We start from the raw sequence: 12,817 nt of genomic DNA on the forward strand, positions 1-12,817 counted from the left end.
TCAGTTGCCTGATGATTATATATCAGGCATTCACCGTACTAATTACTTGTGCTCAGCCAGATTCAGCCAGGTTTGCACCACGGTATCCGGGTTAAGCGACAGGCTATCGATGCCCTGTTCCATCAGCCAGACCGCGAAATCTTCATGGTCTGATGGGCCTTGTCCGCAAATACCGACGTATTTACCCTGTTTCTTAGCGGCCTTGATCGCCATCGACAGCAGCGCTTTCACAGCATCGTTGCGTTCGTCAAACAGCGACGATACCACGCCGGAGTCGCGATCCAGCCCCAACGCCAGCTGCGTCATGTCGTTTGAACCGATGGAGAAACCATCAAAGTGTTGCAGGAATTCATCAGCCAACAGCGCATTGGACGGAATTTCGCACATCATGATGATTTTCAATCCGTCTTCGCCACGGCGCAGCCCCTGATTCGCCAGTTCGGCAATCACCGCTTCCGCTTGCGCCACGGTACGAACGAATGGGATCATGATTTCTACGTTCTTCAGACCCATCACGTTACGCACGCGTTTGACCGCTTCACACTCCAGCGCAAAGCAGGCTTTGAAGTCCGGCGACACGTAGCGACCCGCACCGCGAAAGCCCAGCATCGGGTTCTCTTCTTCCGGCTCATAGCGCTCGCCACCAACCAGATTAGCGTACTCGTTCGATTTAAAATCGGACAGACGGACGATGACACGCTTCGGTGCGAATGCCGCTGCCAGCGTCGCAATCCCTTCCGTCAGACGGCCTACATAGAATTCCACCGGATCGTCGAAGCCCTGCATCAGCGTTTTGATTTCGCGTTGCAGCTCCGGGGTTTGCTGATCGAATTCCAGCAGCGCTCGCGGATGCACGCCAATCATCCGGTTGATGATGAATTCCAGACGCGCCAGACCGACGCCATCGTTTGGCAGGCAGGCAAAATCAAACGCGCGGTCAGGGTTACCCACGTTCATCATGATTTTCAGCGGCAGAGCTGGCATTTCATCAATCTGTGAACTCTTCACGGAGAAATCCAGTAGATCCTGATACACATAGCCCGTGTCGCCTTCCGCACAGGAAACGGTGACTTTTTGCCCTTTGCGCAAACGCTCGGTCGCATCGCCGCAGCCCACCACGGCTGGAATGCCCAGCTCACGCGCGATAATCGCCGCATGGCAGGTACGTCCGCCGCGATTGGTCACAATCGCCGCTGCTTTCTTCATGATCGGTTCCCAGTCTGGGTCGGTCATGTCTGTCACCAGCACGTCGCCTGCGTTGATTAGGTGCATCTCGCTGATGTCCTGAATCACTTTCACTTCGCCCGCACCGATGCGGTGACCGATCGCACGGCCTTCCACCAGTACCGTACCGCTGGCCGGCAGGTGATAACGCTCCATCACCTGACCGTTGGAACGTACCGTTTCCGGACGCGCCTGCACGATATAGAGTTTGCCAGTGTGACCATCTTTCGCCCACTCGATGTCCATCGGGCGACCATAGTGTTTCTCAATCAGCAATGCCTGACGCGCCAGCGCCTGCACTTCATCGTCCGTCAGGCTGAAACGCGTCGTTTGTTCTGCTGGCACATCTTCAATCCGCACCTGCTTGCCATGTTCCTGACTCGCGGCATAAACCATACGGATTTTTTTCGATCCCATGTTACGGCGCACAATTGCAGGTTTGTTGTTTTGCAAGGTCGGCTTGTGAACATAGAACTCATCTGGGTTCACCGCCCCCTGCACCACCATTTCACCCAAACCGTAAGCCGACGTGATAAACACCACCTGATCAAAACCGGACTCGGTATCAATGGTAAACATCACGCCCGCCGAGGCCAGATCGGAGCGCACCATGCGCTGCACACCCGCCGACAACGCCACGCCACGGTGGTCATACCCCTGATGCACGCGATAGGAGATAGCGCGATCGTTAAACAGCGACGCAAATACGTGCTTCACCGCGACCATCACCGCATCAATGCCCTGCACGTTCAGGAAGGTTTCCTGTTGGCCGGCAAAAGACGCATCCGGCATATCTTCCGCCGTGGCAGAAGAACGCACCGCAAATGAAGCCTCTTTTTCACCCTCAGCCAGTTGCTGATAGGCATCACTGATTGCCTTCTCCAGTTCTGGCTGGAACGGCGTATCAATAATCCACTGGCGAATCTGCGCACCCGCGCTGGCCAGTTGGCTCAGATCGTCAATATCGGTGCGGTCGAGCAGCTCATAAATGCGCTGATTGATCCCGCTTTGATTAAGAAAATCATTAAACGCCTGCGCCGTTGTCGCAAAACCGTTGGGAACGGATACGCCCAAATCTGAAAGGTTGGTGATCATTTCACCCAAAGAGGCATTTTTGCCCCCTACCCTTTCAACATCGTGCATACCGAGCTGGTTATACCAAAGGACATTACGCAAATCAGGGCCGTTATTGGACATCGAAAATAATCCTTTCTGCATACAATTAGGGTATGAAAGAGTTCGGTTGAGAATCGCCTCAACGCAATCAGGTTAGCATAGCGTTTTGATGAACATGGACAGGTGAATCGATCAACCTATGAAAAAAAACTGATTTCATGGTGAATGATTGCCTAACACGGTAAAAATCCAATATCGTAGAAGATTAGCATTCTTTATCATAAAGATAATGAAATGGTGTTTTAATAAAAGTATTCGTAAAACACAATTTTTGACGAGGTTAAGGTGTTCGAACTGTCGGAAATATCATCAGGAGGTTATGTGGAAAGAAGCGTATTTTATGTCTCAGACGGCACGGCGATTACGGCTGAAGTGTTGGGTCATGCGGTGTTATCGCAATTCCCCGTAAACACGGTTAGCTATACCTTACCCTTCGTTGAAAGTGAAGCCCGCGCTAAAGCCGTGTGTGAGCAAATCAATACGTTGTATCAGCAAACCGGTGTTCGCCCACTGGTGTTTTATTCCATCGTCACACCAACCGTTCGTAACATTATTACCAGCAGCGACGGGTTTTGTCAGGATATTGTACAAGCGCTGGTTGCGCCCTTGCAGGAAGAATTAAATATCCCTCCGACGCCAGTTGCCAACCGCACTCACGGTTTGACAGCCAATAATCTGGGCAAATACGACGCGCGTATCGCGGCTATCGACTACACACTGGCACACGATGACGGCATTTCCCTACGTAATCTCGATCAGGCTCAGGTCATTCTGCTCGGTGTGTCACGCTGTGGCAAAACGCCGACCAGCCTGTATCTGGCAATGCAGTTCGGTATCCGCGCGGCTAACTATCCTTTTATTGCCGATGATATGGACAACCTGCGTCTGCCAGATGCGCTGAAACCCTTCCAACACAAGCTATTTGGGCTCACCATTGATGCCGAACGGCTGGCGGCAATCCGGGAAGAGCGCCGGGGCAATAGTCGTTACGCCTCTCTGCGCCAATGCCGTATGGAGCTCAGCGAAGTCGAGGCGCTATTTCGCAAACATCAGATTAAATATCTCAACACCACCAATTATTCTGTCGAGGAAATTTCCGCCAAAATCATCGACATTCTTGGTATGAGCCGAAGAATGTACTAGTACATGATAGTTTTTTTGTCCTGATACGGTTGTAATGTGTGCCATTTCGTTTATTGTGTGCACCATCACTTCCCGGCATTTCGCCGCTGCGAAGCAACCTTTTAGTTGAAAACATTGCCTGAAAATACTGCCATATCCACGTTTTTTCGATGACAACGGGTTTTCAGCTTGACCGTATTTAGAGACAAAACATGCTACAAACAGATGAACTGCGGAGCGCGCGCATCGAGAGTCTGGTTACGCCCCAAACGCTACTTGCCAGACTCCCAATCACCCCTGCCGTTGCCGAAAATGTCACCTCGTCACGCAAGAAAATTGAAGCTATTCTCTCCGGCCACGATCCCCGTTTACTCGTCGTGATTGGCCCGTGTTCAATCCATGACACCGACAGCGCATTAGATTATGCGCGTCGTCTGGCTGCGCTACGCACGCAGTATCAGGATCGACTGGAAATTGTCATGCGCACCTACTTTGAAAAACCGCGCACGGTGGTGGGTTGGAAGGGGCTAATTTCCGATCCCGCGCTCAATGGCACGTTTCAGGTGAACGAAGGGCTGGAGATTGCGCGCCGTCTGCTGCTGGATATCAACCAGCTTGGATTGCCGACCGCGACGGAATTCCTCGATATGGTCACCGGTCAATATATTGCCGACCTGGTTAGCTGGGGTGCCATTGGCGCGAGAACCACCGAAAGCCAAATCCACCGCGAAATGGCCTCTGCGCTGTCTTGCCCTGTCGGCTTCAAAAACGGGACAGACGGCAATACGCGTATCGCCGTCGATGCAATCCGTGCCGCGCGTGCCCAGCACATGTTTCTCTCGCCGGATAAGCAGGGTTTCATGTCCGTCTACAAAACCCAAGGTAACCCGTTTGGCCACATTATTATGCGTGGCGGGAAAAAGCCGAATTACCATGCGGAAGATATCGCCGCCGCCTGTGCGCATCTCAGCGAGTTTTCTCTGCCTGAGCATCTGGTGATCGATTTCAGCCATGCTAACTGTCAGAAACAACATCGTCGTCAGCTCGACGTTGCTGATGACATCTGCCAGCAAATCCGCGCAGGATCGCGAGCTATCGCAGGCATCATGGCGGAAAGTTTCTTAATCGAAGGGAACCAGTCCGCCATTAATCCTCTGGCATTGACGTATGGACAATCCATTACCGATCCTTGCCTAAGCTGGCAGGACACCGAAACGCTGCTGGCACGTTTGGCAAGCGCCGTCGATAGTCGTTTTTAACACAATACGCGCTGGCATACGCCTTCCCCCGGTACTATGCCAGCCGTTTTCCTTCTTTCCTGCCACCGTTCCCGCTGTCTCGCGAGCGCCTAAATTCCTCTCTCGATTCTCCTTATTCCACTTATTAAGAAAACTTCACTTGAGGTTGCGTTTTTGTTACATGAAAATGATTCTCATTCATTGCTATAATCTCTACGACAACGATTAAGGGAACCCGATGCAGACGTCCATTTACCAACAATACCTCCAGGCTAAAGTTGAACATCCGCGTAAATACGCACGCGATCTGGCTGCGCTACTCGGCATCAGCGAAGCGGAGCTGACGCACGCCCGTGTTGGACACGATGCGCAGCGCCTACAGGGTGACGCCAAAGTGTGGCTCAGTGCACTGGAGCAGGTTGGTAATACCAAGTCGATCACCCGCAACGAGTACGCCGTGCATGAACATACTGGCTACTATCAAAACCAGACGCTGGATGGGCATGCCGGTCTTATCCTCAATCCACGCGAATTGGATCTGCGTTTGTTCCTTTCTCAATGGGCTTCAGCCTTTGAACTGCGTGAAAACACCGCACGCGGTGAACGCCAGAGCATTCAATTCTTCGATCATCAGGGTGATGCCATTCTGAAGGTCTATACGACCGACACCACCGATATGGCCGCCTGGCAGCTATTCGTTGAGAAATTTACCAGCAGCGAAAACCCAGCGTTAGCACTTCGTCCAGCAAGTAACAACGCCGCAACCGAGCAGACCGTTACCCATAATCCTCAGTTTGAAGCAGACTGGCGTGCGATGACGGACGTACATGATTTCTTCATCCTGCTCAAGCGTTACAATCTGACACGCCAGCAGGCGTTTAACTCGGTCGCTGACGATTTGGCCTACCGTGTAGAAAACGACGCACTGTCACAGATTCTGTTTGCCGCACGTGAAGATCAGAACGAAATCATGGTATTTGTCGGTAACCGTGGCTGCGTGCAAATCTTCACGGGTACGCTTGAGCGTGTAGAGCGCATGGAGCAACATGCGGAATGGATCAATATCTTTAATAAAGATTTCACGCTGCACCTGATCGAAGGCGCGATTGCTGAAAGTTGGATCACGCGTAAACCAACGGTCGACGGTATCGTGACCAGCCTGGAACTCTATGCCGCAGACGGCTCTCAAATTGCACAACTCTTTGGGCAACGTACCGAAGGAACGCCGGAACAACAACAGTGGCGCGACCAGGTCGATGCCCTGAAACCGCGTAAGGATCTTGCCGCATGAAAAACTGGTTATTCCCTCTGTTATTGACACTCCCGTTGGGGGTGTCTGCTGCCGAACGTGTCGTTTCTATCGGCGGCGACGTCACGGAAATCATCTACGCGCTCGGCGCAGAGAAAGATTTAGTCGCACGCGACAGCACCAGTCTGCACCCAGAAGCCGTGAAGAAACTGCCTGATGTAGGCTACATGCGTCACCTCAATACCGAAGGTATTTTGGCAATGAAACCTTCTCTGGTTGTTGCCAGCGATCTGTCTCAGCCCTCGCTTACTTTACAGCAGGTTGCGGACAGCGGCACCAAAGTGGTGCATGTGACCGCTGAGCCGTCTCTGGATGCCGTGCCGAAGAAAATCAGTGCTATCGCTCAGACGCTAGGAAAAGAGACTGAAGGTAAAAAACTGACGGAAGCCTATCAGCAGAAATTGGCGGCAGTAAAAACGTCGCCGCTGCCGGTTAACGTGCTCTTCATTCTCAGCCACGGCGGTATGACTGCGCTGGCCGCGGGTAAAAACACCCCGCCAGACACCATTATCCGAGGTGCGGGTCTGAAGAATGCCATGCAAAACGTTGAACGCTACCAACCACTGTCGCAGGAAGGCGTGATTGCCAGCGCGCCGGATCTGATTCTGATCTCCAGTCAGGGGCTGAAAACGCTGGGCGGCGACGCACAGGTCTGGAAATTACCGGGGCTGGAACTGACCCCTGCCGGTAAAAACAAGCGTTTGTTAGTCGTGGATGACATGGCGATGCTCGGCTTTACGCTCGAAACCCCGGCGCTGATGGCAACGCTGCGTCAGACAGCTGAAGCGATAAAATGACGTCACGGTTTCATCCGCGCTCTTGGTTGATCGCGCTGCTGTTGCTGATGGTGGCACTGATGGTGGGTGCCGCCAACATGGGCGCGCTAAGCCTGTCGCTAAACACGCTCTGGCAAACGCCATTTGACGATCCGATTTGGCATATTTGGCTGAATATCCGCGTTCCCCGCGTGCTGCTGGCGATACTCGTCGGCGGGGCGCTGGCCTGTTCCGGCGCGATTATGCAAGGGCTGTTTCGTAATCCGCTCGCCGACCCCGGCCTTTTGGGGATCAGCAGCGGTGCCGCTCTCTGCGTAGCGCTGACCATCGTGCTGCCGCTTGGTTTGCCTCCGCTGTTGGCGCTTTATGGCCCGATGTTTGCCGCCTTTGCCGGGAGTTTGGCGATTACTGCCATCATCTTCATCCTCAGCCGTTCTGAACAGGGTGGATTAACGCGGCTATTGCTGGCTGGTATCGCGCTCAATGCGTTGTGTCTTGCTCTCATCGGCGTATTGACCTACCTCAGTACCGATCAGCAGTTACGCCAGTTTTCACTGTGGGGTATGGGGAGTCTCGGACAAGCGCAGTGGCCCATGCTGCTCGTCGCCAGCACGTTGGTCATTCCTGCGATGATCGCTACCTTATACTACGCACGTCGTTTAAACCTATTGCAGTTAGGAGATGAAGAAGCGCACTACCTCGGCGTTAACGTGAAGCGCACTAAATACACGCTCCTGTTGCTGAGTTCACTGCTGGTTGGCGTGGCAGTGGCGGTCAGCGGCGTAATCGGGTTTATCGGGCTTATCATCCCACACCTGATGCGCATGCATCTGGGTGCCGACCATCGCTGGCTCCTTCCCGGATCTATCCTCGGCGGTGCCTGCCTGTTGTTGTTTGCCGATACGCTGGCGCGTACGCTACTTTCTCCGGCAGAAATGCCCGTTGGGTTATTAAGCAGCCTGATTGGCGGCCCCTATTTCTTATGGCTGATCGTTCAGCATAAAGGACGCGGCAATGACTGACTCAGCGCTTGACCGGACCTTATCTGCCCACAATTTGCGCTTTCAGACCAACGGACGCTATCTAACCGACGATGTTTCTCTGGAACTGAATTGTGGGGAAATCGTGGCGATTATCGGTCCTAACGGCGCGGGGAAATCTACCCTGCTCCGTTTACTGACGGGTTATTTGACGCCAGATGAAGGTGAGTGCCTGTTAGCCGGGCAACCTTTTTCGCACTGGCAGCCCGGTGCACTGGCAAAAACGCGTGCGGTGATGCGTCAGTATAGCGGTATGGCGTTTGCGTTTAGCGTGCAGGATGTCGTCGCAATGGGTCGTTCTCCTCATGGGCGTTACCCAAAAAATGATGATGTGGTTCAACAGGTCATGGCACAAACGGGCTGCCTGGAGCTGGCAACTCGCGACTATCGTCATCTTTCTGGCGGAGAGCAGCAGCGGGTGCAATTGGCTCGTGTGCTGGCGCAGTTGTGGCATCCAGAACCGACGCCAGGCTGGTTATTTCTCGATGAACCTACCTCGGCGCTGGATCTGTACCATCAGCAGCACCTGTTACGGCTGCTCAAACAGCTTACGCGTGAACAGCCGCTCGCCGTGTGCTGTGTCCTGCACGATCTGAATCTGGCGGCGCTGTATGCCGACCGCATCCTGCTGCTGCACGAAGGCAAGCTGGTCGCACAAGGATCGCCGACACACGTACTACAGGCAGAAACGCTGGCGCACTGGTATCGCGCCGATCTTAGCGTGGGTTCACATCCTGACTACGCCATCCCGCAGGTTTATCTGCGTCAATAGCCTGCCCCTCCTGCTCTGGCTTAGCTGGAGCAGGATATCTCCAGATGCTTACCCCATTCTGGCGGTAACGCCGCCAAATCGTTGTTATTCGGCTGTTCATCAAACGGCCGACACAACGCCTGATGCAAGCGTGTCAGCACGCTGATGTCATCACTTTCCGCTCGTTCAATCGCCATTTGCGCCAGATAATTACGCAGAATATATTTCGGGTTCGTCGCATTCATCAAACGACGGCGTTCCTCATCGCTCTGTTCTTCCTGCATCAATCTCTGGCGATAGGTCGCAAACCAGCTGTCGAACGCGGCTCTGTCGATGAACTCATCACGAAGCGGCGAACGCGATGCCTGCTTTTCACTGTCCGCTAGCAATCGGAATGTTCGGGTGTAATCGCTGCCTTCCTGCTGCATCAAACGCAACAGCTCGACCAATACGTCATTATCTTCAGAACTCGCAGTAAACAAGCCCAATTTGGCGCGCATCAGCGTGCCATAGTGCTGCATCAGCGCCGGTTCATAGCGCGCAAGCGCGCGTTCCAGCGTATCAGTATCCATCAGCCCCGACAGTGCCTGCGCCAGACGATGCAGATTCCACAGCCCAACCGCTGGCTGATTATCAAATGCGTAGCGCCCACGATGGTCTGAGTGATTGCAAATGAAATCTGGCTGATAAGCATCTAGAAAACCATAAGGGCCGTAGTCGATAGTCAGCCCCAGAATCGACATGTTGTCCGTGTTCATTACACCGTGCGAAAAACCAACCGCCTGCCAATGCGTAATCAACCGTGCGGTACGTTCTACCACATCGCCAAACCACAGTTCATAGCGACGTTCGTCGTTTTCCCACTGCGGCCAATGACGGGCAATCACATATTCCGCCAGCTGGCGCACCTTTTCCGGCTCACGGCGATAGTAGAAATGTTCAAAATGGCCGAAGCGCACATGGCTTTCCGCCACGCGCAGCAGCATGGCACCCTTTTCTTCCTGCTCACGCTGCACCGGATGTTCGCTGGTGACAATCGTCAGCGCCCGCGTGGTGGGAATCCCCAGATGGTGCATCGCTTCCGAGGCCAGAAACTCGCGTATTGCCGAACGCAACACAGCACGGCCATCGCCCATACGTGAATACGGCGTTAGCCCCGCACCTTTCAGGTGCCAGTCCATGCTACGACCATCCGCCAGCTGTTGTTCCCCCAGCAAGATGCCACGCCCATCACCCAATTGGCCGGCCCACACACCAAACTGATGACCGCTATAGACCTGTGCCAACGGCTCCATTCCCGGCAGCAAACGCGCACCGCTCCAGATGCCATCCTGTTCTGGCGTAAACCAGTCGGGAGACAAGCCAAGCTCTGCGGCCAATCCTTCACTGTGATAAAGCAGGCGAGCCCCCTGCAACGGCGTCGGCTGTAGCGCGGTATAGAACCCCGGCAGTTGATGAAAGTAGTGATTTTTAAATAACGGTGTTTGCTGCATCCTGTCTCCCTAAGGCCACCCTGTCCGGCTGAAGAGAGCCACACGCTCACTACACAACGACTAACGGGTATGCAGAAAGTGTAGAGGGATGACAATGAAATTAACACGGATGAAACACAGGGGTATTATTTCCATAACGTGTATTCAGGAGAATACCATCACCCTAAACGCGGTGAATCTATTGAGTTAGCCGATAAGCGACATGCGCTGCTCAAGCCGTTCGAAATGCACCGCAGGCCACATCTGTCCTTGAACGGCATCAATATTCAGTTGCCCGATTTTATTCAAAATCGCCACATTATTAATTTCCTTAGCAATAATACTGATGCCTGAATAGCTGTTTTTAATCGTCCGTAATAACGGCTCCATCATCAGCGTATTCGTCGGTCGCGATAAAAGCTGCCCGATAAACTGACGATCCAGCTTCACACCGCGCACTAGCCCATCATGCAACGGTTTAAGCGTGGCTTTTCCAGAACCAAAATTATCCAGCCATAAAGGAACGGATTGACTCAGGTTTAGCAGCGCAGCGTTTTCTTTTCCCTGCGACAGGTGCGGAAAAAACTCATTAATTTCCAGCAAAACAAAATTGAGGTGTTTGATCTCGCCACGCAGTACGTCGGACTTCATTAACATCTCGGTTATCTGGCGTCCAACCTTCAACACCAGTTGAATGTGATTATCGATAAACCATGCGGATTTTTCTTTGATAAAAAGAAGCTGCTCATGAACAAAATCATATTGTTGCCGCGGACTTAACTGCATGAGGAGAATATCGGCGGGCATACTCAACTTACCCGCCAGGCCGTTAAAATGGCTGATCATTTCAACCGCCAACAGCGTTCCATCCAGCCTGAATATCGGCCAAAAAACATAATCACTGGTGTAATCAACAGCAAGATGGACGCGCATGATCCTGTACTACACAGAATAAATAATAATCACATTACGTTATTATTATAGCCAAATCCACCACGCTTGCTCGCATACCGCACGAAAAGCGCTTTTCTATGATGTAGTCAGTTTATTCAGAGTGTTACTTCACGATCTAGCGCAAACTTTGCGCCAGCCAATCAGCCAGTTCCTGTAGTTCGTTTTGCTGTTCGGGGAAAGCGGTAATCAGTGCCTGACATGCGGCTGCCAAGGCTTCCGGGCGATATGCTGTTCCCTGTAATGCGGACGCCAGTGCTTCTAATGGCGCCGGATTCAGACTATCGGTATAAATCTGCGCCCGAACAATCACGCCGCGTTCCACATCGAAATGTAATTCAACGCCGCCCCAGGTAAAGCGGTTATCGAGTAAATGCGAGAAATCCGGTGCCTGACCGAAATTCCATTCCCAGCTACTTTGACGCGCAAATTGTTCGCTGAATCCCGGTAAATCTGGGTGAGCAGAAGGCGAGATAATTTCTGGTTCGCACTGTTCGCCAAAATAATCAAAGAAGGCCTGCATCACGGCTTGGCAAATCACCGGATGATCGACAGAAGGCAGTAATTCCACCAGATTAGCGACGCGGGAACGCACGGACGTAATTCCTTTCGCCTGTAGTTTTTTACTATCCGGGTTCAAATAATCTGCTAAACGATTGAGATCCGCGTTCAGCAGTAGCGTACCGTGATGAAAACCACGATCTTTAGTTTCACGATAGGCGGAGCCGGAGACCTTACGCACGCCATCAGCCGTTTCTACCACCAGATCGTTACGCCCAGACGCACTGGCTTTTAACCCAAGCGAGCTGAGTGCATCCAGCACAATCTGCGTTGATACGCTTTTATCGTATTCCGGTTTACCGGCCATAAAGGTAAAGCAGGTATTGCCGAGATCGTGAAAAACCGCCCCGCCGCCGCTGCTGCGCCGTGCCAGCTTGATGCCATCCTCTTCCATCCGTCGGGTATTGCACTCTTTCCACGGGTTCTGGGCGCGGCCAATCACCACCGTCTCCGCATTCCTCCACAAAAACAGCACCCGCTGCGTGGTGGGCATCTGACGAAAGATGCACTCCTCAACGGCCAGATTAAACCAAGGATCGTAAGAGTCGGAGATCAATAAACGCAGAGAGGACATAAGCAGCTCCGTGCTGTAAATATGCTAAATAAAAGGGGGAAATCAGATGCGGCGAGCCTGCCAGTAAGCCCGTTTCCAATATACGTTATCCAGCGACGAGCGGATGACGCCTTGGCTGGTGGAAGCGTGAATAAACTGGTCGTCTTTGTCATAAATGCCGACGTGCAGCCCGCTGCTGCCGCTGCCCGTTTTGAAAAAGACCAAATCGCCCGGCAGCAAATTATCACGGTCAATGCGCTCACCCAGCTCGGTTTGCTCTTCCGTCGTGCGCGGCAGTTGCATACCAAACTTATCGCGAAACGTCAGATAGACGAAACCAGAACAATCGACGCCGTTACGATCCAGACCGCCATAGCGATAAGGCGTTCTATACCATTGCCCCAGTTGATCGTTTAGCTGCACCATCACCATGATCGAATCACTCAGACGCGCATTCGGCGGCGGATTATTATGCCGACTACTGCTACAGCCAACCAAAATCAGGCTGGCGAGGAGCAAAGCATATCGTAGAGTCAAACCTGATCGTAAAGGTATCATGCGCGATTACCATAAAACCGCCGAGGCCATAAACCTCTAGCGTCTGAAAATGCTAGGTATTGGATTAATTTAGCGTTTAATCAGGG

General features: G+C 52.7%; 11 protein-coding genes. 6 read left to right on the forward strand and 5 right to left on the reverse strand.

Annotated features, from left to right (window positions below):
• Positions 1–42: 42 nt before the first annotated feature.
• Positions 43–2,421, reverse strand: coding sequence for a phosphoenolpyruvate synthase (ppsA, locus tag A6301_RS03420; RefSeq protein WP_234257102.1), 2,379 nt, complete (start codon positions 2,419–2,421; stop codon positions 43–45).
• Between the two features lie 300 nt (positions 2,422–2,721).
• On the opposite strand from ppsA, the gene A6301_RS03425 reads away from it, so the two are divergent.
• The 6 genes from A6301_RS03425 to A6301_RS03450 all read left to right on the forward strand — a co-directional run bounded on the left by A6301_RS03425 (position 2,722) and on the right by A6301_RS03450 (position 8,657).
• A complete protein-coding gene (locus A6301_RS03425) occupies positions 2,722–3,543 on the forward strand; it encodes a pyruvate, water dikinase regulatory protein (protein ID WP_014700375.1) in 822 nt (273 codons plus the stop codon).
• Positions 3,544–3,734: 191 nt separating this feature from the next.
• Positions 3,735–4,781 carry a 3-deoxy-7-phosphoheptulonate synthase gene (locus A6301_RS03430; protein ID WP_234257103.1) on the forward strand — a complete coding sequence of 349 codons (1,047 nt, stop codon included), beginning with the start codon at positions 3,735–3,737 and terminating at the stop codon, positions 4,779–4,781.
• A 217-nt stretch (positions 4,782–4,998) separates the two neighbouring features.
• Positions 4,999–6,051, forward strand: coding sequence for a hemin-degrading factor (locus A6301_RS03435; RefSeq protein ID WP_234257104.1), 1,053 nt, complete (start codon positions 4,999–5,001; stop codon positions 6,049–6,051).
• Positions 6,048–6,866: a hemin ABC transporter substrate-binding protein gene (locus A6301_RS03440; RefSeq protein WP_107167662.1), complete on the forward strand. Its 819-nt coding sequence runs from the start codon at positions 6,048–6,050 to the stop codon at positions 6,864–6,866. The genes A6301_RS03435 and A6301_RS03440 overlap by 4 nt, the downstream gene beginning before the upstream one ends.
• Positions 6,863–7,867 carry an iron ABC transporter permease gene (locus A6301_RS03445; RefSeq protein ID WP_107167663.1) on the forward strand — a complete coding sequence of 335 codons (1,005 nt, stop codon included), beginning with the start codon at positions 6,863–6,865 and terminating at the stop codon, positions 7,865–7,867. Before A6301_RS03440 ends, A6301_RS03445 begins: the two co-directional genes overlap by 4 nt.
• The gene (locus tag A6301_RS03450) at positions 7,860–8,657 is read left to right on the forward strand and encodes a heme ABC transporter ATP-binding protein (protein WP_137741589.1); all 798 of its coding nucleotides are present in this window, start codon (positions 7,860–7,862) and stop codon (positions 8,655–8,657) included. Before A6301_RS03445 ends, A6301_RS03450 begins: the two co-directional genes overlap by 8 nt.
• A 20-nt stretch (positions 8,658–8,677) precedes the next feature.
• On the opposite strand, the gene A6301_RS03455 is transcribed toward A6301_RS03450, so the two are convergent.
• The 4 genes from A6301_RS03455 to A6301_RS03470 form a co-directional block, all read right to left on the reverse strand.
• Positions 8,678–10,129 carry a YdiU family protein gene (locus tag A6301_RS03455; RefSeq protein ID WP_107167665.1) on the reverse strand — a complete coding sequence of 484 codons (1,452 nt, stop codon included), beginning with the start codon at positions 10,127–10,129 and terminating at the stop codon, positions 8,678–8,680.
• Positions 10,130–10,315: 186 nt separating this feature from the next.
• Positions 10,316–11,041: an EAL domain-containing protein gene (locus A6301_RS03460; protein WP_168444504.1), complete on the reverse strand. Its 726-nt coding sequence runs from the start codon at positions 11,039–11,041 to the stop codon at positions 10,316–10,318.
• Between the two features lie 136 nt (positions 11,042–11,177).
• A complete protein-coding gene (locus A6301_RS03465; protein ID WP_234257105.1) occupies positions 11,178–12,194 on the reverse strand; it encodes a lipoate--protein ligase A in 1,017 nt (338 codons plus the stop codon).
• Positions 12,195–12,236: 42 nt separating this feature from the next.
• A complete protein-coding gene (locus A6301_RS03470; RefSeq protein ID WP_107167668.1) occupies positions 12,237–12,731 on the reverse strand; it encodes an NlpC/P60 family protein in 495 nt (164 codons plus the stop codon).
• Positions 12,732–12,817 lie beyond the last annotated feature (86 nt).

It is taken from the genome of Pectobacterium sp. IFB5596 (assembly GCF_021432585.1).
In the GTDB taxonomy this organism is placed as follows: domain Bacteria; phylum Pseudomonadota; class Gammaproteobacteria; order Enterobacterales; family Enterobacteriaceae; genus Pectobacterium; species Pectobacterium punjabense.

Coding starts and splice junctions, on each gene's coding strand:
- ppsA (WP_234257102.1), bottom strand. CDS start 2,421: ATGTCCAATAACGGCCCTGATTTGCGTAATGTCCTTTGGTATAACCAG.
- A6301_RS03430 (WP_234257103.1), top strand. CDS start 3,735: ATGCTACAAACAGATGAACTGCGGAGCGCGCGCATCGAGAGTCTGGTT.
- A6301_RS03435 (WP_234257104.1), top strand. CDS start 4,999: ATGCAGACGTCCATTTACCAACAATACCTCCAGGCTAAAGTTGAACAT.
- A6301_RS03440 (WP_107167662.1), top strand. CDS start 6,048: ATGAAAAACTGGTTATTCCCTCTGTTATTGACACTCCCGTTGGGGGTG.
- A6301_RS03445 (WP_107167663.1), top strand. CDS start 6,863: ATGACGTCACGGTTTCATCCGCGCTCTTGGTTGATCGCGCTGCTGTTG.
- A6301_RS03450 (WP_137741589.1), top strand. CDS start 7,860: ATGACTGACTCAGCGCTTGACCGGACCTTATCTGCCCACAATTTGCGC.
- A6301_RS03455 (WP_107167665.1), bottom strand. CDS start 10,129: ATGCAGCAAACACCGTTATTTAAAAATCACTACTTTCATCAACTGCCG.
- A6301_RS03460 (WP_168444504.1), bottom strand. CDS start 11,041: ATGCGCGTCCATCTTGCTGTTGATTACACCAGTGATTATGTTTTTTGG.
- A6301_RS03465 (WP_234257105.1), bottom strand. CDS start 12,194: ATGTCCTCTCTGCGTTTATTGATCTCCGACTCTTACGATCCTTGGTTT.
- A6301_RS03470 (WP_107167668.1), bottom strand. CDS start 12,731: ATGATACCTTTACGATCAGGTTTGACTCTACGATATGCTTTGCTCCTC.